Source organism: Pseudomonas sp. PAMC25584, assembly GCF_058135675.1.
Genome location: NZ_CM176870.1, coordinates 328,568 through 350,400 on the forward strand (window position 1 = coordinate 328,568; position 21,833 = coordinate 350,400).

Sequence of the window (21,833 nt, forward strand, 5' to 3'; positions counted from 1 at the left end):
TTTGGGAAAATGTGTGTAATCTCTGTGGGAGCCAGGTGGGCGCCTGCAGGGATTTTTTATTGGGAGAACGCTGATGTTCTACGTGCAACGCGATCAATACAACGCTTTGGTTCGCGTCGAGGCGCAGGCCTTCGCCGAATCCACCGGGACTCTACCGGCGGATCATCAGGACATTCAGGCGTGGTTTGCCACGGATGTGATCGACAACAGCCTCAAGCAGCTCCAACAGAGCGACTCCGAGATGATTCGGGTGCTCGATGACTTGATCCAGGTGCTGACCGCCAAGGGCGTGATCCGCATCACGGACTTGCCGCCCGCCGCGCAGGTCAAGGTGATGGAGCGTACCCATGCTCGGACGGCGCTGGGCGGGTTGAGTGAGCTGATCAATGACGATGAAAGCGGTTTGATCTGAGGCGAGCGCACCTCCTTAACGGCATGAGCGTCAAGGAGGCATGATTATTCGTCGCTCCACTTCCACGGCGACGGCTCACCGACCAGTTGGCCTTGCACCCCTTCAATACCCATCTCGCGAATCACGCGTAACTCACCTTCGGTTTCCACGCGCTCGGCAATCAACGGCAAGTCAATGCTGTGGGCGGCCCGCTGGATCGCCTCGATAAAAATGCGCTTGTGGCTTTCCTGATCAATGGCTCGGATATAGCTGCCGTCGATTTTGAGGTACGCCAGGCCCAGTTTCGCCAGGTTGCCGATCATGCTGAAACGCCCACCGAAACGTTGCAGGCCAAGGCTGTATCCCAGGCTGCGCATGCGTCGGGTGAGACGCTCCAATTGGAGTTGCTCGGGCACTTGCTCTTCGCCGATCTCCAGCGTCAGGCGCGCGCCGAGTGCGGGATGTTGCGCCAATCGCTCGAACATCCGCTCCAGGGCTTGCGGGTCATTCAGGGTCGCCGCCGAGAGGTTCAATGCCACCGATTGGTTGTGCTCTGCCAGGTGCTTGATCACCAGGTCGAGCATCAGTTGGTCAAGCCGTGCCGTCCAGCCGAAGCGCTCCAGCCAGGGCAGGAAGTGCCCCGCCGCAATGGTCTGGTCCTGGTTGTCGAGCAGGCGTGAGAGCACCTTGTAGTGCAGCACCTGACGGGTATCGCTGCTACTGACCACCGGCTGGAAAAACAAGCGGAAGCGCCCTTGATTCAGGGCATCGTCGAGCAGGGTGTGCCAGCTGTGCGAGTCGTCGCTGACGGTGCCCGAGGTCTGCTGCTCCAGGCATACCCAGGTTTGGCCGCCACCGGCTTCAGCTTGGGCCAGGGCCTGGTCGGCCAGCATCAGCAGGTCTGCCGAGGCATCGCCGGGTTTGTAGGGTGCGAGCCCGATGTAGGCCACGATCGACATGTCGGTGGCGCCCGTTTCGTGCAGGCTCTGCAGGATGATTTCCAGCGCCTGGGCCAGTTGCACCGCTTCGTGACGCACCAGGCCTGGGGCAAGCACCGCGAACTCGCCGCCACGGCTGCGGGTGATCAGGTTATGGGTTTCCGGGTACTTGGCACAGGTACGCACCAGTTGCTGGCTGACGGCTTGCAGCAGTTGGTCGGTGCGTTGCCCGCCCAGGCGCTGGTTGAGACCGCCCAGGTCGTTGACCCGCAAGATCAGCAGATAGCCTGAACTGGCTTCCTCCAGGTTGCTGACCCGCGAGTTGAGCTGCATTTCGAAATAACGCCGGTTCGCCAACCCGGTCAGGCTGTCCTGATAGGACTCCACGCGCAGCTTCTCGCTGCGTTCGGTCTGTTCATTGAACAACGCCTTGAGCTTCTCGACCATCTGGTTCATGGCCTGTACCACGCGCCGCAATTCGGGGGTGCGGGGCAGGTCGGGCAGGCTGATGAATTCGCGCCGCGCAATGGCGTGGGACTGCTCGACCATATAGTCCAGCGGCTTCAACTGACGGCGCAGCAACAGTGCGCCCAGCACCGCACTCGCGGCACCGCAGAGCAGCAACCAGCCCAGGCTGCCCAGCGCGCTCTGCCAGAGTTTGGCCAGGGCAAACATCGGGTGGCTGACCACCTCGACCCGTGCCGCCTGCTGCCAGCCACGGCTGACGATCGCATCGCCGCCGGCTGGCGCGAGGCCGATCATCTTCACGAACCAGGCCGGTACGCCGCTGGCATCAGGCTCGGCGGCACGCTCCACCAGCACCTGGTTATTGCTCAGGTCCACCACGCGGATGCTCGCGTAGTAGCCACTGTCAAAGATCGAGCTGACCATCAGCTCGGTCATCGCCGGGTCATCGATGTTCGGCGTCAGCGACAGCGCCAGTGCGGTCGCCGCGTCCTGGGCGTGGGAACGCAACTGGTTGACGTACTGCGCACGCGAGCTTTCCAGGCTGACGAAGAAGCTACCGCTGAAGGCGACCACTAGAAACACACAGATAGCGATCAGCAATTGTTTGAACAGTGACATCGTAGCTCCTGTTAATTACCCGAATTGGCCGGAAACCCTTCGGCGGTCATTTTTTTCAAGACGTCCTGCCAGCGTGACAGGCGCTTGGTATCACCGACTTTCTTGTTGCCCGCCGCGCCGGTCAGCCACAGCCCCTCGCCGTTGAACGCGTAGACCGGCAGCAGGTCCGGACGCTGGCTGGCCGGCAGAATGGGGTCCATCAGGCTGTCCAGTACCAACGGCATGGCTTCCGGGCTTGCATAGTAGGTCAGTACCATATGCGCACGATTCTGGCGCAAGGCCTTGACGTAGGTTATGCGCAGCTTCTCGGCCGGGACACCCAAGTGACGCAGGCTGAAGTATTTGGCGATGGCATAGTCTTCACAGTCACCGGCGCCTTTCCACAGGGATTGAATGGGCGTCGCCCAATAATCAATCTCGTGCCACAGGTCGATATCTTCCTCGTAGTGCAACTGGCGGTTAAAGAACAAGTTGACCACGTTGAGTTGTTCGGTCTCGCTGACCTGCTTTTGCGTCGCCAGCAGTTGCTGCCAGGCATCGATACGCTGGCGCCCTGCGCCCAGAGGCCCGTAAAGCGCCTCGGCGCGGCGGCTGATCTGGCTGAAATCCCAATCGGCGAGCAGATTGCCCAGCAGGCCGCCACCCAGCAACAGCGTGATGGCCAGACCGTACAGGAACCGAGGGAAGTTAAAGCGTATCGCCACCGCGATTACCCGAGCTTGCAGCATTTAAGGTGTGGCAATGGTGCGGTGATACCGGGTAAAAAACAATGGCACGATGAAATCACTTTGCAGCAATTTAGCCTAATTGAGTGCCGGTAAATTGGCTGTTTTCCGCTCGTCTGAAAGGAATGCGCCAATACCATCAAAATAATGACACCTCATACCGCCTGCTACAGAATGTCGCAACGAAAGCGCCGACAAAAAGACCTGCGGTCGGCCTTATCTGCCGACCGTTAACGTCTTTGATTGCGCCGTGAAGGAGCTCTGGCCATGAGTCGTACCGATGATCTATTTGCCCTGTGCGGCAATAGCCGGCCCCGCGACCCCAAGGGGCGAAACGCACGGCTGCATTTTTTCGGCACCCTTCCGTTCGATGATGGCACCCGCCTGAACCAGAAAGACGGCTCGCGCTTTTCCACCCATGCGCCATCGGCCTATGAGCAACCCCAGCCTTACGACTTGAGCGCACCGTGCCCTACAGTGGTGGCACTGGTCTCGGTCAATGGCGGCGTCGGCCGCAGTACCTTGGTCACGGCGTTGAGCAGCGGCTTGCAGCGCCTGGGCGAGTCGGTGGTGGCGCTGGACCTCGACCCTCAAAACGCGTTGCGCCAGCACTTCGGCGTGGACCCTGAACTCCTTGGCGTCGGCCGTGCCAGCTTGCTCAACACGCGATGGGAGACCCTCCTGCAAGCAGGGTTCGCCGGTTGCCAGGTGATTCCCTTTGGGAACACCGGCATCCAGCAGAAGGACAACCTGCAGGGTTGGCTCACGCGCGAACCGAAGTGGCTGGCACAGCACCTGTCGACGTTGGGGTTAAGTGAACGACAGATCATGCTCATCGATACCCCGGCCGGCGATAACGTCTATCTGCATCAAGCGTTGAGCGTGGCTGATTTCGTGTTGGTCATCGTCCAGCCGAATGCCGCCTGTCTCGGTACGCTGGACCAATTGGACGCCGTGCTGGCGGGTTACCTTGAGCGTGAGCGCCCGCCACAACGCCTCTACGTAATCAATCAATTGGATGAGCGCTCGGCGTTCAGCCTGGACATGGTTGACGCATTCAAACTGCGCCTGGGCGACCGTCCGTTGGAAGTCGTGCATCGCGAACCGTCGATCAGCGAAGCGCTGGCCTTTGCGACGGACCCCTTGGATAAACTCGCGGGGAGCGTGGCCTGCGACGATATCAACGCCCTGTGCCGGTTATTGATCGCGCGGAAAAAGGCTCGCTAAATCACGCTTTATGCGCTTAACGCCAAATGCTTATGCACAATCGGCAGGTTGGCAGCGCCCCGGAACCGGCCCTGGGTGGAGCCATTCTCAACACGCTGCAACTGCCTGTTTTGCGTGCGTTTTATTCTGTGAACAAAAAATGACCAATGTGGCGTTTTGCCTGTAGCGCAGACGTTTAAATCCTCGGTAAAGATTTCATCAACAGAGTTATCCACAGGGCGAGTGCAGAAAAAGCCGCCCCTTAATCGCGCTCAGCCAGCACCATAAGGTTGCGCGGGGTCAGCGTGGTTTCGCAGAAGCTGCCTACTTCAACCTTGTAGCCTTGTTCGCGCAGAAACAGTGCCCGATCCAGCACCAACCACAGCTCCAGCGGGCGCCGAAACAACCCTCGCAGCAGTTCCAGGTTTCTGACCTCGGCCAAGCGCCGCCACCCGTGCGCCTCCAGCGCTGCCCAATCCTGCTCGCCTGTGGATAACCCTTTGAGGCTGGCCAACTCGCGGCAATAGTCGGCAAAGGGTTTATCCAGCCAACTGGCAGGCAAGGAAGGCGTGGGCAAGTACGTGTCGCAATGGCGCAATTGGCGCTGCAGGTGATCGAAACCCAGGCGCCTGGCCATGGACGTATCCCGTTGCTGGCGTACCCGCTTGCCGGCGGTGACGGTTTCGCTGAGGGGCAGACCCAGGTCATCGACCGATAACTGCAACGCCGAAGCGCGGCCTGCGCCCGACAGCGGCTGGTAGCGGTCGGCGTGGATGCGGTTGTAGCAGCACGGCGCCAGCGCCAGTTGCTTGCAGCCGGCAGCGCTGGCCAGTTGCAGCAGGCGCACGTGCAGGTCACCGCAGGCGTGCAGGGCGACGGGGGTGTGTTCGGCGCTGAGCGTTACATCGGCCAGCACGTCTTGCAGGCGATGGGTGACCGGCAGTTGATGGTGGTCGCTCAAGGCCTGGCCGGAGATGATCAGGGCCGGATCGTATTCCAGGCAGGTCAGCTGTTGCCCGGTGTGCAGCAGGCGGCGGCCGAGGTGGCCTTTGCCGGCGCACCAGTCCAACCAGTGCCTGGGTGTTTGCGCGAACCGCAGGGCGGCGCCGAAGGCTTCGATCTGTTGCCACTTGCGGCCGGGCACATCGACGTTCAGGCGGTGGCGGGCGGGTGCCAGGGGCTGGGTCGGTAACTTATCCACAGCGCTGAGACGCAGCGCTTGCGCGGCCAGTTGTGGAAAAGGCGCGGGGGCGGGCAGCTCGTGGGGCTGGTTGTGGCTGCTTTCCGCGTCGGCCAGCGAGCGCCGGCGCAGCCACTGGGCGAGCCCGGGGTGTTGGTGTTCCCAGGGTAGCTGGCGATGCGTGAAGGGCCGCGGTCGCCACAGCCCCTGGTGCTCGGTGAGGAACGCATCCAGCGCCTGGAAACGCGCTTCAACGTCCCTGGCAGGCATCGACTCGCAGCCAGCGTTCCAGCAGTTTGAAGCCGCGCACCAGTACGTAGGCCATCAGCAGGTAGAACAGCCCGGCGGCGAAGAAGATCTCCACCGGCAGGTACGTGCGCGCAATGATGGTGCGCGCCATGCCGGTCAGTTCCAGCAGCGTCACGGTGCTGGCCAGGGCGCTGGCCTTGAGCATCAGGATCACTTCGTTGCTGTAGGCCGGCAGGCCGATGCGCGAGGCGCGCGGCAGGATGATGTAGAACAGCGTCTTCGGCTTGGACATGCCCAAGGCCCGCGCTGCTTCGATTTCACCCGGCGGGATGGCCTGGATCGCACCGCGCAGGATCTCGGCGATATAGGCGGCAGTGTGCAGGGTCATGGTGGCGGTGGCGCACCAGAACGGATCGCGCAGGTATTGCCACATGAAGCTGTTACGCACCGCATCGAACTGCGCCAGGCCGTAGTAGACCAGGAACAACTGCACCAGCAACGGCGTGCCGCGAAAGAAGAAAATGTAGCAATAGGGCAGGGTACGCACGTACCAGCGGCGCGAAGAGCGGGCGATGCCCAGCGGGATCGCCAGCAGCAGGCCGGCAATCACCGCGATAGCCACCAACTCAAGGGTGAGGGTTGCGCCCTGGGCCAGTTTGGGCAGCCATTTGATGATCACGGCCCAGTTCAGGCCCAGGTCGAAATGGGACAGCCAGCTATAGTCGCCGCTCATTGGGTGCTCCTTGCAAAGCCACGACTGGCGCGTTTTTCCAGGAAGTGCATGCCGGTCATGGCCAGCACGGTGAGGCCCAGGTACATGAACGCCGCCACCATGAAGAAGGTGAACGGCTGCTTGGTCACGGTCACACCGATCTGCGCATGGCGCATGATTTCTTCAAGACCGATCACCGATACCAGCGCGGTGTCTTTCATCAGGATCATGAACAGGTTGCCCAGGCCCGGCAGGGCAATGCGCCACATCTGCGGCATGATCAAGCGGGTGAAGATGCGAAATTTCGACAGGCCCAATGCCACACCGGCTTCGCGGTGGCCCTTGGGAATGGCGAGGATCGCGCCACGGAACACTTCCGTGGCGTAAGCGCCAAAGCACAGGCCCAGGGCGATGACCCCGGCGGCAAAGGCGCTGAGAGACAGGTCGGGGTTACCGAAAAACTCCCCGAGGGCACGCATCAGGTTGACCGTGCCGAAGTAAATCAGCAGCACCCACAACAGTTCGGGAATACCGCGAACGAGGGTCGAGTAAGCCCCGCCCAGCCATTGCAACGGCTTGTACGGGGAAGTCTTGGCCAAAGCGCCGGCCAGGCCGAGTACCAGCCCCAGGCACAGGGCCGTGAGCGCCAGCTTGACGGTCATCAGCGCGCCAGCGGCGAGCGCCGGGCCGAATCCGTAGAGATCGAAATTCATGGTGTTTTCATATCGCGGCAGGCAAGGCTGAAAGCCGACGCGCCCCTGGGAGCGCGCCGGGCATACCGTTCAGATCATTCGATGCTGAAAGGGAAGTACTTGTCGTTGATCTTCTTGTAGGTGCCGTCGGCCTTGATCTCTGCCAGGGCTTTGTTCAGGCGTTCGCGCAGCGGGTCGCCTTTGCGCACGGCGATACCGATCTTGTCGCTCTCGACCACCGGGTCGCCCTTGAACTCGTAGGCGGAACCGTCTTTGCTCTTGAGCCATTCGTACTGCACGTACTTGTCGGCGAGGATGCCGTCCAGGCGACCTGATGTGAGGTCGAGGTAGGCGTTTTCCTGGGTGTCGTAGAGCTTGGCGGTGGTGTCAGGCAGCTTGTCTTCCAGGTAGGTACCGGCCAACGTTGCGCGTTGTGCGCCGATAATCTTGCCCTTCAGGTAATCCGCGTCGGGCTTGAAGTCTGCTGTGGCTTTCGGCGCGATGAACTGCAGCTTGTTGGAGTAGTACGGGTCGGTGAAGTCGACGGCTTGTTTGCGTTCGTCGGTGATCGACAGCGAGGACACCAGGAAGTCGAACTTCTTGGCGTTCAGCGCTGGGATGATGCCGTCCCAGTCCGACACATACACTTCGCACTTCTCGACTTTCATCTTGGCGCAGAGGGCGTCGCCGATGTCTTTGTCGAAGCCGACGACGTTGCCGCTGGCATCTTTATTGTTGAACGGCGGGTAGGCCGCTTCGATCCCCATTTTCAGGGTTTCTGCCATGGCCGTGGCGCTGAACGCCATCGAAACGGCCGCGGCCAGAAGGAATTTTTTATAGTTCTGCATGCAGGTTGCTCCGTTAGCGGTTGCTGGACATGAATTGTTTGCAGCGCGCCGAAAGCGGGTTGTCAAACACCTGCTGTGGCGATCCTTGCTCTTCGACCAGGCCCTGGTGCAGGAACACCACTTCACTGGACACCTGGCGGGCGAAGCCCATTTCATGGGTGACCAGCAGCATGGTGCGGCCTTCTTCGGCCAGCGCGCGGATCACATTAAGTACTTCCTGGACCATTTCCGGGTCAAGGGCCGAGGTGGGCTCGTCGAACAGGATGACTTTGGGCTGCATCGCCAGGGTGCGCGCGATAGCCGCCCGTTGCTGCTGGCCGCCGGACAATTGCGCGGGGTAGGCGTGGCGCTTGTCGCTGATGCCGACCTTGGCCAGCAGGGCTTCGGCTACTTCGATGGCTTCGGCCTTGCTCTGGCCGAGTACACGGCGTGGGGCCTCGATGATGTTGTCGAGGATGCTCATGTGCGGCCACAGGTTAAAGTTTTGAAACACAAACCCGATTTCGCTGCGCAGGCGGTTGATCTGCTTGCCGTCGGCGGCCATCAACTCGCCGTTCTTCGCCGCCTTGAGCTTGAGCTCTTCGCCGGCCACCAGGATCTGCCCCTGGTGCGGGTTTTCCAGCAGGTTGATGCAACGCAGGAATGTGGACTTGCCGGAGCCGGAGGAACCCAGGATCGAGATCACATCGCCATCGCGAGCGGTCAGCGAGATACCTTTGAGTACCTCCAGCTCACCATAGCGTTTATGCAAGTTGCGGATTTCAAGCGCGGGCGCGGCCAGAGCCATGTGCGGTCCTCATTGTGTTCGTTGCGTTCCTGCTGTTGGGTCGCCTTCCTGGCGAGGCGCCAAGCTAGCATAGCGTTTGGATGGCAGCCAACAGCGCGGCGGATGGTCAACAGGTGGTCTGCGGCAGGGTGTCGCATCGGCACAGCAGCGTGTCGCGCCAGCAACAACCGAACAGCCGTTCGAACCTGAAAATCCCGCAGGCTTCGCGTGAAAAAGGGCGCGATGGTGCCAGCTTTGGGCGGGTGTTGGAAGGGTTAACCGGGCAAACGGTATTCCTCGGCCCTCTTATGGGGCGTTACGTACTTTTTGTGTGTATTTATGGTGCGCGCGTTCGGGTAAAAGTGGGTCGCTCGGTAACGCTATAGCGGAATGCCATGATTCTCAATGACTTGCGAGGGCTGTTGGATCGTCCTACAGCCCGCGTCAATTGGGGTTTTGTAACATTTTGGCGCAAATATTGCGTAAAAAATAAAGAACGCCCTGTTTGTTTCTTTTCACGAGGAAGGCACACACCGGGCGGATCGTTTTCGCAATTCCTCGTATAGGTGTGTCAATGAGTAGTACGCAAAGCTCCAATGACCTCGAACAGGGGCTCAAACCGCGTCACGTCACCATGCTCTCGATTGCCGGCGTCATTGGTGCCGGTTTGTTTGTCGGCTCCGGCCACGCGATTGCTGCCGCCGGCCCTGCGGTACTGCTGGCCTATGCCGCTGCCGGCGCGCTGGTGGTATTGGTGATGCGCATGTTGGCCGAGATGGCCGTGGCGTCACCGGACACCGGTTCGTTCTCTACCTACGCTGATCGGGCGATCGGGCACTGGGCCGGTTTCACCATCGGCTGGCTGTACTGGTGGTTCTGGGTGCTGGTGATTCCATTGGAAGCCAACGCCGCCGCGACCATTCTTAATGCCTGGTTCCCCAACGTGGCCATCTGGGCGTTTACCCTGATCATCACCTTGCTGCTGACGGCGACCAACCTGTTCAGCGTGAAGCACTACGGTGAGTTCGAGTTCTGGTTTGCGCTGATCAAAGTCGTGGCGATCGTCGGCTTTGTGATCCTCGGCCTGCTGGCGATCTTCGGCTTCCTGCCGAACAGCCAGGTCAGCGGTGTCTCTCACCTTTTCGACACCCAGGGCTTCATGCCGAACGGCATGGGCGCGGTCCTGGCGGCGATCCTGACCACCATGTTCTCGTTCATGGGCACCGAGATTGTCACCATCGCTGCCGCTGAGTCGAAGGACCCGGGCCAGCAAATCACCAAGGCCACCAACTCGGTGATCTGGCGGATTGGTTTGTTCTACCTGCTGTCGATCTTCATCGTGGTGTCCCTGGTGCCTTGGAACGATCCGACCCTGGCTGCCGTAGGTTCCTACCAGACCGTGCTGGAAGGCATGGGCATCCCGAATGCCAAGCTGATCGTCGATCTGGTGGTCTTGGTTGCCGTGACCAGCTGCCTCAACTCGGCGCTGTACACCGCCTCGCGCATGCTGTTCTCCCTGGGCCGTCGTGGTGATGCACCCGCCGTGGCCAAGCGCACCAACAAAAGCGGCACGCCTTACTGGGCGGTGATGCTGTCCACGGGCGCAGCGTTCCTGGCGGTCTTCGCCAACTACGTGGCGCCGGCGGCAGTGTTTGAATTCCTGCTGGCCAGTTCCGGTGCCATCGCGTTGCTGGTTTACCTGGTGATCGCGGTGTCGCAACTGCGCATGCGTCAGAAACGTATTGCGGCGGGCGAGACGCTTGTCTTCAAGATGTGGCTGTTCCCAGGCCTCACCTACGCGGTGATGGTGTTCATCGTTGGTACGCTGACCATCATGCTGTTCCAGGAAGCCCATCGGGTCGAGATCATCGCGACCGGGGTCCTGAGCTTGCTGGTGGTGGCGGCGGGGCTGTTCGTTTCGAGCCGTCGCAAGGCACAGAGAGTCGGCGCTGCGGTGCTGAATTGATGTGATGGAAGGCGGTGCTTGAGTGCGCCGCAGTTCAAATGTGGGAGGGGGCTTGCCCCCGATAGCGGTGTATCAGTCAATTAGATATCGACTGACACACCGCTATCGGGGGCAAGCCCCCTCCCACATTTTTTTGCGTCAGTCTTGAAGTTGGTGGCGTCTTCTTCGCCTTCCTGCTCCAGCACCAATGCCAACAGTGGGTGCGCGAGGAACGCCGCGCACAGCGCGTGCTGGCTGATTTCGCCGGCAAACGCATCCGGCTTGGTTGCGACGGCGCGCTGAATTGATGTGATGGAATGCGGTGCTTGATTGCGCCGCAGTTCAAATGTGGGAGGGGGCTTGCCCCCCGATAGTGGTGTATCAGTCAATTAGATATCGACTGACACACCGGAATCGGGGGCAAGCCCCCTCCCACATTTTTTTGCGTCAGTCTTGAAGTTGGTGGCGTCTTCTTCGCCTTCCTGCTCCAGCACCAATGCCAACAGTGGGTGCGCGAGGAACGCCGCGCACAGCGCGTGCTGGCTGATTTCGCCGGCAAACGCATCCGGCTTGGTTGCGACGGCGCGCTGAATTGATGTGATGGAATGCGGTGCTTGATTGCGCCGCAGTTCAAATGTGGGAGGGGGCTTGCCCCCGATAGTGGTGTATCAGTCAATTAGATGTCGACTGACACACCGGAATCGGGGGCAAGCCCCCTCCCACATTTTTTTGCGTCAGTCTTGAAGTTGGTGGCGTCTTCTTCGCCTTCCTGCTCCAGCACCAATGCCAACAGTGGGTGCGCCAGGAACACCGCGCAAAACGCATCCGGCTTGGTTGCGACGGCGCGCTGAATTGATGTGATGGAATGCGGTGCTTGATTGCGCCGCAGTTAAAATGTGGGAGGGGGCTTGCCCCCCGATAGCGATGTATCAGTCAATTAGATATCGACTGACACACTGGAATCGGGGGCAAGCCCCCTCCCACATTTTTTTGCGTCAGTCTTGGGAAGTCACCAGCGCCTGGGATGCGGCGACGTAGTCCGCCTGAAACGCCGACGACTCGATCCACGCCAGCGCCGCCGCTTCATCCTCGGTGTCGGTGGCCCACTGCCGATATTCGATCAGTGCCGCCAGGATAAAGTCGGTGGCGTCTTCTTCGCCTTCCTGCTCCAGCACCAATGCCAACAGCGGGTGCGCCAGGAACACCGCGCACAGCGCTTGCTGGCTGATTTCGCCGGCAGTGCGCATCTCGACAAACAGTTCGGTCAAATCCACCGACTCAAGATCGATGCGGCTGTCATCGCCGGCAAACGCATCCGGCTTGGTTGCGACGGCGCGTTGGGTGCGGTTTTGCTTGGCCTTGGCCTTTGCCCGGTGGGCGCGTTTTTGCTGCTTGTCTGGCGAGGCCATGGGCTCACGTCCTTGGTTCAGGATCTGGATCGGGTATTGAAGCGCAGGTTGGGGAAAATCCCAAGGAGTTCTAAGCACGCGTCGCCATGCGTTGGCCCGGTGTGCCGGGTGTCAGCTCGCCATGCTTTAGCCACGCCAGTGCAATCGGCCACAAGCGATCCTTATATTCGCTGCGAAAGAATGCGAAATGCCCGACCTGCGTTTCTCCAATATCACCAAGAGCGATGCGCAGGTGAGTGCGTTCGCTGCGGTCGAAGTAGTTCAGCAACCGCTCGATGGCCGGCACGGTGCCGAAGGGATCGTCGGTGATGCTGATCGCCAGCACGTGCGCCGTTACCCGAGCAAAGGTTAGTTCGCCCAAGTCGCGCGCGCTGGGCCGTGTTTCATAGCTGGGCGTCGGCGTACTCCAGTCCCGCACCACGCCGGCCGGGGTATCCTCCAGCCAGCCCAGGCGCTTGCCCGGGAAGTAGCCGAACAGCGCCGTTACCAGTGGCATCAGCACATGCCACTTGCCAACCATCCGCCAACGCCCGCTCGCCGCGTAATCGCGCCAATAGGCGAATTGTGCGCCCACCGTCACCAGGCGCCGAATCACCGCGCCCGACGCCCCCAGCCCCGCCGCACAACCGCCAAAGCTGTGACCGACCACGTCGATCGGCTGCCCCGGGAACTCGCGCTGCGCCCGCTGCAATATCGCCTCGAAATCCAGGCTGCCCCAATCCGACCATGAGGCTTTGAAGCCTCGCAGCGAGCCGCAGCGAGACTCGCCGATGCCGCGATAGTCGTAGGTGATGACGTCGAAGCCGTTGGCGAACAGGTAGTCGGCAAAGCGTGAATAGTGGCGACAGCGCACGGAGGTGGCGGCGTTGATGATGACGACCGAGCGCGTAAGGTCGGTTCGGATATGGCGCCAGGTGAAGCCGCCAAGCGGGTAGCCGTCTGCGGCGGGGTCGAGGAATGCTTCGGGGGTGGGTCTGGTGGGCAGGTCCATAGGTCAACTCGATATCTGCGCTTTTGTTGTGGGCGTGTAGGCCCGCGCGCTTTTTATAAGAAGTCGAAACTACCAAATTTAGGCCGTCATGGGCACGAAGACTGTCACGTTGCTCGACGTTATCCTCTTGGGTGCTTAGGCTGGCGATCTTTCGATCGAGCTGAGTCAGCCCATGACCCGCAACACCCTCGAACACCGCCAGATCCCGCTGTACTTCGTCGCCGTCCTCCTGGCCGCCGCTTTCGGTCTGCTCGCGCCGTCATTGGCGCATGGCCTCGGCTTGCTGGTCACGCCGGCCATCGCGGTGCTGATGTATGCGATGTTCCTGCAAATCCCGTTTCTGGCGCTGCGCCAAGGTTTGGGCAACCAGCGTTTCCTGGCGGCGTTGCTGCTGGCCAATTTCATCCTTGTGCCCATGCTGGTGTGGCTACTGACGCGTGGCCTGGTGGAGCGCCCGGCCTTGCTGGTGGGCGCGTTGCTGGTGTTGCTGACGCCGTGCATCGACTACGTGGTGGTGTTTACCCATATCGGCAAGGGCGATTCGCGCTTGATGCTGGCCGCGACGCCGGTGCTGTTGTTGCTGCAGTTGGTGTTGTTGCCGGTGTACCTGGGTTTGATCCTGGGTGCGCAGTCCGCGGTGGTGGTGGAAGTGCGGCCGTTTGTCGAGGCGTTCCTGTTGTTGATCGTGGTGCCGATGGTGCTGGCGGTGAGCACCACGTCGCTGGCGCGGCGATCTTCGGTCGTCAACGCTTGGAACAGTGCCTGGGCCTGGTTGCCGGTGCCGGCGATGGCAGCGGTGCTGTTTGTGGTGATCGGCTCGCAAATCACCTCGGTGGTGCGCGATATCGGCCTGCTGCTGCCGGTGATTCCGGTCTACGTCGGCTTTGTGCTGCTGGCGCCATTGATGGGGATGTTCGCCGCGCGACTGTTCGCGCTGCCGGCGGTCACGGCGCGGGCGGTAACGTTCAGCGCGTCGACGCGTAACTCGCTGGTGGTGTTGCCCCTGGCGCTGGCGTTGCCCGAAGGCGTGCGCGGGTTGGCTGCGACGGCGGTGATCCTGCAAACCCTGGTCGAGTTGATTGGCGAGTTGATCTACGTTCGCCTGATCCCGGCGTTGGTGTGGCGCGCAGATCGGCCAGAAGCATGAATGTTCAGGTCTGTTCAGGCGCTATTTGGGATGCGTTCGGCACCATAACCCGGCGCTTCCCACCTGGCAGGAAAATCGATGGATCACCGCAACCGTTTTCGCCTGGAGTCCCTGGGCATTTTCCTGATTGCTTTGTTGCTGTTTACCTTGGGAATCTGGGATCAGCAGCCCCAAGGGTTTGACGGGCGCTGGGCGCTGTTCCTGCAGGAAATGTTTCGTCATGGGGCGAGTCTTTTTCCGACCACCTACGGCCAGCCTTACGCGGACTATCCCGGTACCGCGACGTTCTTCAGTTTTGTATTCGCCCGGTGGTTCGGCGCGCCCAACCACCTGGCGAATATCCTGCCCACCGCGTTGGCCTCTGCCGGAGTGGTGGCGCTGATCTATCGCTTGCTGGTCCCTTCCAGTCGCCCCTGGGCGCTGCTGACGGTGCTGCTGACCTTGCTCACCACCCAGTTGCTCGAAAAGTCGCGCTCGGTGTGCCTGGATCAGATGGTGGCGCTGTTATGCGTCGGCAGCTTCTACCTGCTGCACAGTGGCGAACGCCTTGGCTCGCGCCTACGGCGGCTGGCGGTGTTCCCGCTGTTCATCCTGGGCTTTGCGATTCGCGGGCCGTTGGGCTTGATCGAAGTCTGCGGTGTGGTCTGCGTGTACTGGGCGTTGGGTCGCCCGGGAGAGCGGCTCAAGCAAGTGCTGATCCACGGCGTTCTCGGGTTGCTGCTGTTGGCGTGTTGCTGGTGGCTGCTGATGCAATTGGCACGGATCAGTGGGGGCCAGGCCTTTGCCGATGAAGTGTTCAAGATGCAAGTCGGTGGGCGCCTCGATGAAACCGGCGAACCGTTCTATTTCTACTTCCAACTGAGCCTGTACCGTTACTTCCCCGTGGTGCCCCTGGCCTTGGCGAGCATGGTTGCGCTGCGGCATCGCTGGTCGGAACGCTGGGGCAGCGACGACGTGCAGCTGGTCGCACGGCTCGGCGCCTGCGGCTTGATGATTCTGCTCGGGCTGTCGGTGCCGCACTTCAAGCGCGCTTATTACATCCTGCCCATGGTGCCGATGTTTGCCGCTGTCGCCGCCTATGGGCTGCTCCACGCGCAGAAAGGGTTTGTCGGGCTGCGTCGCTGTTACACGTGGCTCGTCGCAGCGCTGCCGGCGTTGTGCGTGGTTGCAGTCTTTGTGTGTCGGCACGGGTGGCAAAAGCACGGTTACTGGCCGGATGTTTCGTTGCCGTTGCTGATCGGCGTGTTGGTGATCCTGCAGGTGGCGGCATTGATCGCCTGGCGCCGGGAGGGGCGCTTGGTGTGGCTCAGTGCGATCGCACTGGCCGCGCAGTGGTTGTTGCTGGTGACGGTGGTGGAGCCGGCCAAGGACCTGCAGTTCGACACCCGGCAGTTTGTCAGTCAGGTGGAAGCGCTTCGCGCAGAAGAACCGGGAACGTTGGTGTTTGTCGGCCTTGGGCGGGACACCTGGGGGGTGCGCTACATGATGAACCTGGATCACGACGAGCAGCCGCTGTTTATCGGGCGCAACCAACTGGATCAGTTGGAGGCACTGCCGCGGCCGTCCTGGGTGATCGTGGCGCGCAAGGAAACCGAGCAGTTGAAGGGGACTCCAGTGGAGCACCTGGCACCGATGTTCAACGGACGACTGAACGACAATCCGTTGTTGGTGTTTTTGCTCAAGTAGACGGCGCGAGGCGGGTATTGCATGCTGGGGCGGCGGTGAGCCGCCCCGCTTTGGATCGGTAAAACGAAGACAACAAAAAACCCGCACTGGGCGGGTTTTTTGTGTGCTTCAGATGATACTTGCACCACCTGAAACTTAATAGTGGTGCCCAGAGACGGAATCGAACCGCCGACACGGGGATTTTCAATCCCCTGCTCTACCGACTGAGCTATCTGGGCAACGGGGCGCATTAAACTGGTTTTTCAGGGGGTCGTCAAGCAAGTTTTCAAAAAATATTTAATTATTACCGTCGCTTACGTGCCGACCCCGATTTTTGCTCAATTATTGAGCAGGCGGCACGTAGCCTTCGGCCTTGGCGTAATCCTCGCCGGAAAAGAACTTGTCCATCTCGCCTTGCAGGTATTTGCGGTCTTCGGCGTTCATCATGTTCAGGCGCTTTTCGTTGATCAGCAGCGTTTGGTGTTTCTGCCAGTCGGCCCAGGCTTTGGCGGAGACGTGATCGAAAATGTCCTGGCCCTTGGCACCCGGGAACGGGGCGCGCTCCAGGGCGGGCAGTTCTTCGTGGTACTTGCGGCAGATGATGGTGCGGGTCATGACGAAACTCCTGCGTTCAATACGTCGGCCGCGCGCTTCAGCAGTTTTTTCACCGGGGCGGCAAGGCCCAGGCGCGGCGGGGTGGCGAGGTTATACCAGAGCCAGTCGGCCTCGGCCACGTGGTGGGCAGATTCCTCGACCTGGACCAGCCAGGGTTCGATGGCCAGTTGGAAGTGGCTGAAGGTGTGGATCAGCCCCGGCAGTTCCTGTTGTTTACCCAGTTCCAGCGCGTGCTGGTGGGCGAGGTGTTCGAGGTCTTGCAGGTCGTCCAGCTCCGGCAAGCTCCACAGACCGCCCCACAGGCCCGTGGACGGGCGACGGTAAAGCAGGATCGCGCCGTCGCCGTTGGCGAGCATGGGCATCAGCGTGCGCCTCTGGGGGATGGTCTTGCGCGGCTTGGGGATCGGGTAGCGCGTCTCCAGGCCGAGCATGTGGGCTTCGCAGCCTTTTTCCAGCGGGCATAGCAGGCAACTGGGCTTGCTGCGGGTGCAAAGGGTGGCGCCCATGTCCATCATCGCCTGGGTGTAGGCGTTGACGCGGTCGTGGGGCGTGAAGCGCTCTGCGGTGGCCCAGAGTTGTTTGGCCACCTTGGGTTCGCCTGGGTAGCCTTCCTGCGCGGTAAAGCGTGCCAGCACGCGTTTGACGTTGCCATCGAGGATCGGCGCGCGCAGGCCCATGCTCAGGCTGGCGATCGCGCCGGCGGTGGACAGGCCGATGCCAGGCAGTTCGGTGAGTTTCTCCACGTCGCGGGGAAACTCGCCGGCGTACTCGGCCACGACAATCTTCGCGGTCTTCTGCAGGTTGCGCGCGCGGGTGTAGTAACCCAGGCCGGTCCACAGGTGCAGTACCTCGTCTTCCGGTGCGGCGGCCAGGGCTTCGACCGTTGGCAGGGAGGCCATGAAGCGGTCGAAGTAATTGAGCACGGTGCTGACCTGGGTCTGTTGCAGCATGATCTCCGAGACCCACACCCGGTAGGGCGTGATGCCCTGTTGCCAAGGCAGGTCATGGCGACCGTGGCGGTCGTACCAGTTCAGTACCGCCTCGGAAAACTGCTCGTTTTTCATCGTTTGAACAGGCCTTTCAACGCGTCTTTCAACTGTGGGTTAACTTTGTCGAGCTTCTCTTCCAGCTTCTCGTTGAGGCGGTTGCCGGCGGCCTTGATGGCGACCTGGCCGAGGCCGTCCTTGTCCAGGCGGCACGCCTTGGCGCCCAGCTCCAGCGGGCCACGGCAGCGCAGCGGGACTTCGATGCCCTGGAAGTTGGCGCCTACCTCGCACGCAGGGTCCGGCACTTCGCGCTGGTCACCCTCGACGACGATGCCGACGCGATAATCCATACCCAGCACGCGCAGATCGATGTCGCCGTTGCCGTTGACCGTGAGGCCCGGGATGCGCACCTTCAGGTCGGGGTTATTGGCCACGCCGTTGCGGAACGTCAGGTTGCCCTTCAATTCCTGGAACGGTGTGTCCTTGGCGCGTGGCTCGCTGCTCAGGGTCTTGCGGTTGAGCAGGGCGATGCCGGTACACAGTTGCTGTTCAAGGTTGGCATTGAGCAGCACGCCGTTGTTGATCACGAAGCTGGCGTTGCCGTTGAGGCTATCGATCAGTGCCTTTTGGCTGTTGCCTCGGCCGCTGAGGTTGCTGTCGAGGGTGATCTGGCCCTTGATCGGCGGCGTCTGCCCCTGGGCTTGCAGGATGCGTTCGACCGGCACTTGCTTGATATGGCTTTGCAGCGCCAGCACTGGAATATCCTGGCGTACATCGAGGCTGCCATTGGCCTGGAAGCTGCCGTTGTAGAGGCCGCCGCTCAGGCTTTCGAGCTTGAGCTGGCCGTTGAGGCCGCTGGCCTTGAGCACGGCGTTCTGGATCGGCAGCTTGCTCAGGGTCAGTTGGCCGAAGGCCAGGTCGGCCTCCACGTCCAGTGTGCGCAGGCGGGTCAACGGCAGCAGCTTGTCGGTGCTCCAGGCGCCTTTGGTGGGGGCGTCCGGCAGCGGTGTGGTGCCGCCGGCGGCCATGGCGCCGGCTTCGCTGTCCTGAACTTCGGCTTGGCGTGCGGCGGTTGCGCCCTTGGCGGATTCGGACTTGACCGGCAGGTAGTCGTCGGCGTTGAAGGTGTCACCCTTGAGTTGCACGCGCAGCGATTGCTTGGCGAAATCGTCCACGGCGACGCGGCCGGTGAAGGTGCTGCTGTCGAGTTTCAGGTTGAGGTCTTCCAGGGCCAGGCGGGTGGGCGTGCCTTGGAGGCGGCTGACCAGCTCGACCTTGCTCAGGCTGTCCTCGGCCATCGGTGGCAGCGGGTTGCCGATGCTGTCGAGGAACTTGGCCAGGTCAAACTGGGCGATGGACAGCGCGCCGCTGATCTGCGGGGTCTTGTCCAGGTCGTTGACCTTCAGTTCGCCGAGGGCGCGCAACTGGTTGGCCGAGAGTTTCAGGTTGGTCCATTCGGCAATGTTGGCCGCCAGGTCCACCAGCAGTTGGCCTTGGGTGGAGAAGGTCACGGTTTTGCCTTGCAGCGGCTCGCCGGTGGCTTCACCACTGATCCTCATGTCTTCGAACTGATAACGCTTGAGCGCACGCTGAATGCGCAGGTTGCCGTTGAGTTCGGTCTTGACGCGCATGACCGGCTGGTTGCTGCCGAGGAACGCGGTGAGCTTCAGCGGAATACTTGCCCCTTCGTGGATGGCGCCCGCACTCAGTTGGATGCTTTCGGCGCTGAACTGCTTGCCGGTCTGTTCATCGTTGTATTCGATGCGGGCGTTGTTGATGGTCAGGCTGTCGATGTCCAGGCGGATGGGCTGCGGCGGTTTCTCTGCCTTCACCTCGGTCGCCGGTTCCGCCGGTTGCGCTGGGGCTGGGGTATCGGTGGTCGCCTCGGGGGCGTTCTTGCCGATGTCTTCCCAGTTGCCGTGGCCTTGCTTGTCGCGGTTGAGGCGCAGGTTCAGGCCTTCGACACGCACATCGCTCATCTGTACTTCGCGGCGCAGCAGCGGCAGCACGCGTACCGACAGGCCGAGCATCTGCAGATCGGCGAACGGTTGGGTCGGGGTGGTCAGGGTCGCGACGCTGGCTTCGTGCAGTTCCAGGCCCAGCCAGGGGAACAGGCTCCAGCCGATGTCGCCATTGAGCGTCAGCTCGATGTGGGCCTTGTCGCGGGCAATCTGGCGAATCTCGTCTTTGTAGTCGTTGGGATCGAAGAGATGGGTCAGGGCAAAGCCGAGAGCCACAATGATCAGCAACAGCCCGAGAAGTACCAGACCCAGGATTTTGCCGAACGCTTTCATGGGCGAGTCCTTGTATGTCGATTTCAAAATTTAGCCGCAGAGTATAGCGCCCGATGGCCTGCGTCAGTTCACGGATCGTTACATTGTATCTAGCGTCGGGACGGTATTCTGGCGTCAAAAAACACAAATAATTCCCAAAAGGTAGTGGCACTTTGGTTTTTCTGTACGCCGTTGATGCTAATCTCTGCGCGTTCGTCCGCCTTCTGCGACGTAACGTCGCGCTTTAAATGGAGTTCTATTCAACAAAACGGCCACGCTTTGCGTGCAAGGCCGAAGGAGAGCGCGCCTGACGAACACATACTAATAACTGGGGGAAACACCAATGAGCACTAGCACTGCGGCGGGTATCACTGCCGCGCAGCCTGCGTTCCTGTCCAAGGAGCGCATCATCGCCAAGCCCGGGTTCAACCGTTGGCTGGTTCCACCGGCCGCCCTGGCCATCCACCTGTGTATCGGCATGGCCTACGGCTTTTCGGTGTTCTGGCTGCCGCTGTCCAAGGCGCTGGGGATCACCACGCCGGTCGCCTGCGCGCCGGATATGAGCTTTATCGCCCAGGTCTTCTCGTCCCAGTGCGACTGGCCGATCTCCATGCTCGGCTGGATCTACACCCTGTTCTTCATCTTCCTGGGCTGCTCGGCAGCGATCTGGGGCGGCTGGCTGGAACATGCCGGGCCACGCAAGGCGGGCGTCGTCTCGGCATTGTGCTGGTGTGGCGGCCTGCTGATTTCGGCGCTGGGGATTTATACCCACCAGATCTGGTTGATGTGGATCGGCTCCGGCGTCATTGGCGGTATCGGCCTGGGGCTGGGCTATATCTCGCCCGTGTCGACCCTGATCAAGTGGTTCCCGGACAAGCGCGGCATGGCTACCGGCATGGCGATCATGGGCTTCGGCGGCGGCGCAATGGTGGGTGCGCCCCTGGCGGCGGCGCTGATGGGGCACTTCGCTTCGCCAACCAGCGTGGGCGTGTGGCAGAGCTTTTTGGTGATGGCGGCGATTTACTTCGTGTTCATGATCGGTGGCGCACTGTCGTACCGCGTCCCGCCGACCGGCTGGAAGCCTGAGGGCTGGACCGCACCGGAGAAAAAAGCCAGCAACGCGATGATCACCCACCGTCACGTTCACGTGAACGTGGCCTGGAAAACTCCGCAATTCCGCCTGGTATGGCTGGTGCTGTGCCTGAACGTATCTGCCGGTATCGGCATCCTCGGCATGGCTTCGCCGCTGCTGCAGGAAGTGTTCGGCGGCAAGTTGCTGGGTGTGGATGTGCCGTTCGGTCAACTGAATGCCGGGCAACTGGCGTCGATCGCGGCGATTGCGGCGGGCTTTACCGGGTTGTTGAGCCTGTTCAACATCGGTGGCCGGTTCTTCTGGGCGTCGTTCTCCGACTACCTTGGCCGTAAAAACACCTACTTCGTGTTCTTCGCCCTGGGCTTTGCCCTGTATGCACTGATCCCGAACCTGGGGCACCTGGGCAACGTGGCGCTGTTCGTGGCGGCGTTCTGCATCATCCTGTCGATGTACGGCGGCGGTTTTGCGACCGTTCCGGCTTACCTGGCCGACCTGTTCGGCACCCAGATGGTCGGCGCGATCCACGGTCGCCTGCTGACCGCTTGGGCTGCGGCGGGCGTGCTGGGCCCGGTGTTGGTGAACTACCTGCGTGAGTATCAGTTGAGCATCGGCGTCGAACGCGCCGCTGCCTACGACATCACCTTGTACATCCTCGCCGGCCTGCTGGTGCTGGGTTTCATCTGCAACTTGCTGGTGCGCCCGGTGGACGACAAGTACTTCATGACCGACGCCGAACTGGCCGCCGAACAGGCGCTGGGCCATGACAAGGGCGCCGATTCGAGCACCGTGCTCGAATGGCAAGCCTCCGCCGGCAGCAAGCCGCTGGCTGTCGCGGCATGGTTGGTCGTGGGTATTCCGTTGGCGTGGGGTGTGTGGGTGACCCTGCAGAAGACGGCGGTACTGTTCCACTAAGACC

The 21,833-nt window shown here is 61.3% G+C and carries 19 protein-coding genes and 1 tRNA gene; 6 read left to right on the forward strand and 14 right to left on the reverse strand.

Annotated elements, in window-relative coordinates; translation table 11 throughout:
• Positions 1–73: 73 nt before the first annotated feature.
• Positions 74–412, forward strand: coding sequence for a tryptophan synthase subunit beta (locus ACS5Q8_RS01455; protein WP_247400469.1), 339 nt, complete (start codon positions 74–76; stop codon positions 410–412).
• A gap of 44 nt (positions 413–456) precedes the next feature.
• Here ACS5Q8_RS01455 and lapD read toward each other — a convergent pair whose 3' ends face one another.
• Both lapD and lapG read right to left on the reverse strand, forming a co-directional pair.
• Entirely contained in the window at positions 457–2,415 is a 1,959-nt protein-coding gene (gene lapD, locus ACS5Q8_RS01460; RefSeq protein ID WP_465159767.1) for a cyclic di-GMP receptor LapD, read from the reverse strand.
• 11 nt (positions 2,416–2,426) lie between these two features.
• Complete coding sequence (lapG, locus tag ACS5Q8_RS01465) at positions 2,427–3,119, reverse strand: cysteine protease LapG (protein ID WP_276195856.1); 693 nt, start codon at positions 3,117–3,119, stop codon at positions 2,427–2,429.
• Positions 3,120–3,407: 288 nt separating this feature from the next.
• On the opposite strand from lapG, the gene bcsQ reads away from it, so the two are divergent.
• On the forward strand, positions 3,408–4,367 hold the full coding sequence (gene bcsQ / locus ACS5Q8_RS01470) for a cellulose biosynthesis protein BcsQ (RefSeq protein WP_443697483.1): 960 nt from the start codon (positions 3,408–3,410) through the stop codon (positions 4,365–4,367).
• A gap of 241 nt (positions 4,368–4,608) precedes the next feature.
• Here the strand turns inward: bcsQ and ACS5Q8_RS01475 are convergent, their stop codons facing one another.
• From ACS5Q8_RS01475 to ACS5Q8_RS01495, 5 genes are all read right to left on the reverse strand, one after another.
• Positions 4,609–5,796: a methyltransferase gene (locus tag ACS5Q8_RS01475; protein ID WP_465159768.1), complete on the reverse strand. Its 1,188-nt coding sequence runs from the start codon at positions 5,794–5,796 to the stop codon at positions 4,609–4,611.
• Positions 5,777–6,466 carry an ABC transporter permease gene (locus ACS5Q8_RS01480; protein WP_276197883.1) on the reverse strand — a complete coding sequence of 230 codons (690 nt, stop codon included), beginning with the start codon at positions 6,464–6,466 and terminating at the stop codon, positions 5,777–5,779. The genes ACS5Q8_RS01475 and ACS5Q8_RS01480 overlap by 20 nt, the downstream gene beginning before the upstream one ends.
• 38 nt (positions 6,467–6,504) lie before the next feature.
• Positions 6,505–7,200, reverse strand: a complete 696-nt coding sequence (locus ACS5Q8_RS01485; protein ID WP_104904104.1) for an ABC transporter permease — start codon at positions 7,198–7,200, stop codon at positions 6,505–6,507.
• Between the two features lie 74 nt (positions 7,201–7,274).
• Positions 7,275–8,027: an ABC transporter substrate-binding protein gene (locus ACS5Q8_RS01490; protein WP_247405986.1), complete on the reverse strand. Its 753-nt coding sequence runs from the start codon at positions 8,025–8,027 to the stop codon at positions 7,275–7,277.
• A 13-nt stretch (positions 8,028–8,040) separates the two neighbouring features.
• On the reverse strand, positions 8,041–8,814 hold the full coding sequence (locus ACS5Q8_RS01495) for an ABC transporter ATP-binding protein (RefSeq protein ID WP_247405983.1): 774 nt from the start codon (positions 8,812–8,814) through the stop codon (positions 8,041–8,043).
• Between the two features lie 553 nt (positions 8,815–9,367).
• On the opposite strand from ACS5Q8_RS01495, the gene gabP reads away from it, so the two are divergent.
• On the forward strand, positions 9,368–10,759 hold the full coding sequence (gabP, locus tag ACS5Q8_RS01500) for a GABA permease (RefSeq protein WP_247405981.1): 1,392 nt from the start codon (positions 9,368–9,370) through the stop codon (positions 10,757–10,759).
• An 80-nt stretch (positions 10,760–10,839) separates the two neighbouring features.
• On the opposite strand, the gene ACS5Q8_RS01505 is transcribed toward gabP, so the two are convergent.
• From ACS5Q8_RS01505 to ACS5Q8_RS01515, 3 genes are all read right to left on the reverse strand, one after another.
• A complete protein-coding gene (locus ACS5Q8_RS01505) occupies positions 10,840–11,127 on the reverse strand; it encodes a hypothetical protein (protein WP_465160378.1) in 288 nt (95 codons plus the stop codon).
• Positions 11,128–11,733: 606 nt separating this feature from the next.
• Positions 11,734–12,147 carry a hypothetical protein gene (locus ACS5Q8_RS01510; RefSeq protein WP_276195859.1) on the reverse strand — a complete coding sequence of 138 codons (414 nt, stop codon included), beginning with the start codon at positions 12,145–12,147 and terminating at the stop codon, positions 11,734–11,736.
• Between the two features lie 70 nt (positions 12,148–12,217).
• Positions 12,218–13,138 (reverse strand): alpha/beta hydrolase family protein, encoded by a 921-nt coding sequence (locus ACS5Q8_RS01515; RefSeq protein WP_465159769.1) that lies wholly within the window; start codon positions 13,136–13,138, stop codon positions 12,218–12,220.
• 172 nt (positions 13,139–13,310) lie between these two features.
• On the opposite strand from ACS5Q8_RS01515, the gene ACS5Q8_RS01520 reads away from it, so the two are divergent.
• Both ACS5Q8_RS01520 and ACS5Q8_RS01525 read left to right on the forward strand, forming a co-directional pair.
• Entirely contained in the window at positions 13,311–14,285 is a 975-nt protein-coding gene (locus ACS5Q8_RS01520) for an arsenic resistance protein (RefSeq protein WP_465159770.1), read from the forward strand.
• Positions 14,286–14,363: 78 nt separating this feature from the next.
• A complete protein-coding gene (locus tag ACS5Q8_RS01525) occupies positions 14,364–15,971 on the forward strand; it encodes an ArnT family glycosyltransferase (RefSeq protein ID WP_465159771.1) in 1,608 nt (535 codons plus the stop codon).
• A 142-nt stretch (positions 15,972–16,113) separates the two neighbouring features.
• Here ACS5Q8_RS01525 and ACS5Q8_RS01530 read toward each other — a convergent pair.
• From ACS5Q8_RS01530 to ACS5Q8_RS01545, 4 genes are all read right to left on the reverse strand, one after another.
• Positions 16,114–16,189: transfer RNA gene (locus ACS5Q8_RS01530), tRNA-Phe, on the reverse strand.
• Between the two features lie 103 nt (positions 16,190–16,292).
• Positions 16,293–16,565: an oxidative damage protection protein gene (locus ACS5Q8_RS01535; RefSeq protein WP_017849944.1), complete on the reverse strand. Its 273-nt coding sequence runs from the start codon at positions 16,563–16,565 to the stop codon at positions 16,293–16,295.
• Entirely contained in the window at positions 16,562–17,629 is a 1,068-nt protein-coding gene (gene mutY / locus ACS5Q8_RS01540) for an A/G-specific adenine glycosylase (RefSeq protein ID WP_276195863.1), read from the reverse strand. The genes ACS5Q8_RS01535 and mutY overlap by 4 nt, the downstream gene beginning before the upstream one ends.
• A complete protein-coding gene (locus tag ACS5Q8_RS01545; protein ID WP_276195864.1) occupies positions 17,626–19,845 on the reverse strand; it encodes an AsmA family protein in 2,220 nt (739 codons plus the stop codon). Before ACS5Q8_RS01545 ends, mutY begins: the two co-directional genes overlap by 4 nt.
• Before the next feature lie 322 nt (positions 19,846–20,167).
• Here ACS5Q8_RS01545 and ACS5Q8_RS01550 point away from each other — a divergent pair, with 322 nt between their 5' ends.
• Positions 20,168–21,829: an OFA family MFS transporter gene (locus tag ACS5Q8_RS01550; RefSeq protein ID WP_247397308.1), complete on the forward strand. Its 1,662-nt coding sequence runs from the start codon at positions 20,168–20,170 to the stop codon at positions 21,827–21,829.
• Positions 21,830–21,833 lie beyond the last annotated feature (4 nt).

Coding starts and splice junctions, on each gene's coding strand:
- ACS5Q8_RS01455 (WP_247400469.1), top strand. CDS start 74: ATGTTCTACGTGCAACGCGATCAATACAACGCTTTGGTTCGCGTCGAG.
- lapD (WP_465159767.1), bottom strand. CDS start 2,415: ATGTCACTGTTCAAACAATTGCTGATCGCTATCTGTGTGTTTCTAGTG.
- bcsQ (WP_443697483.1), top strand. CDS start 3,408: ATGAGTCGTACCGATGATCTATTTGCCCTGTGCGGCAATAGCCGGCCC.
- ACS5Q8_RS01475 (WP_465159768.1), bottom strand. CDS start 5,796: ATGCCTGCCAGGGACGTTGAAGCGCGTTTCCAGGCGCTGGATGCGTTC.
- ACS5Q8_RS01485 (WP_104904104.1), bottom strand. CDS start 7,200: ATGAATTTCGATCTCTACGGATTCGGCCCGGCGCTCGCCGCTGGCGCG.
- ACS5Q8_RS01490 (WP_247405986.1), bottom strand. CDS start 8,027: ATGCAGAACTATAAAAAATTCCTTCTGGCCGCGGCCGTTTCGATGGCG.
- ACS5Q8_RS01495 (WP_247405983.1), bottom strand. CDS start 8,814: ATGGCTCTGGCCGCGCCCGCGCTTGAAATCCGCAACTTGCATAAACGC.
- gabP (WP_247405981.1), top strand. CDS start 9,368: ATGAGTAGTACGCAAAGCTCCAATGACCTCGAACAGGGGCTCAAACCG.
- ACS5Q8_RS01510 (WP_276195859.1), bottom strand. CDS start 12,147: ATGGCCTCGCCAGACAAGCAGCAAAAACGCGCCCACCGGGCAAAGGCC.
- ACS5Q8_RS01515 (WP_465159769.1), bottom strand. CDS start 13,138: ATGGACCTGCCCACCAGACCCACCCCCGAAGCATTCCTCGACCCCGCC.
- ACS5Q8_RS01520 (WP_465159770.1), top strand. CDS start 13,311: ATGACCCGCAACACCCTCGAACACCGCCAGATCCCGCTGTACTTCGTC.
- ACS5Q8_RS01525 (WP_465159771.1), top strand. CDS start 14,364: ATGGATCACCGCAACCGTTTTCGCCTGGAGTCCCTGGGCATTTTCCTG.
- ACS5Q8_RS01535 (WP_017849944.1), bottom strand. CDS start 16,565: ATGACCCGCACCATCATCTGCCGCAAGTACCACGAAGAACTGCCCGCC.
- mutY (WP_276195863.1), bottom strand. CDS start 17,629: ATGAAAAACGAGCAGTTTTCCGAGGCGGTACTGAACTGGTACGACCGC.
- ACS5Q8_RS01545 (WP_276195864.1), bottom strand. CDS start 19,845: ATGAAAGCGTTCGGCAAAATCCTGGGTCTGGTACTTCTCGGGCTGTTG.
- ACS5Q8_RS01550 (WP_247397308.1), top strand. CDS start 20,168: ATGAGCACTAGCACTGCGGCGGGTATCACTGCCGCGCAGCCTGCGTTC.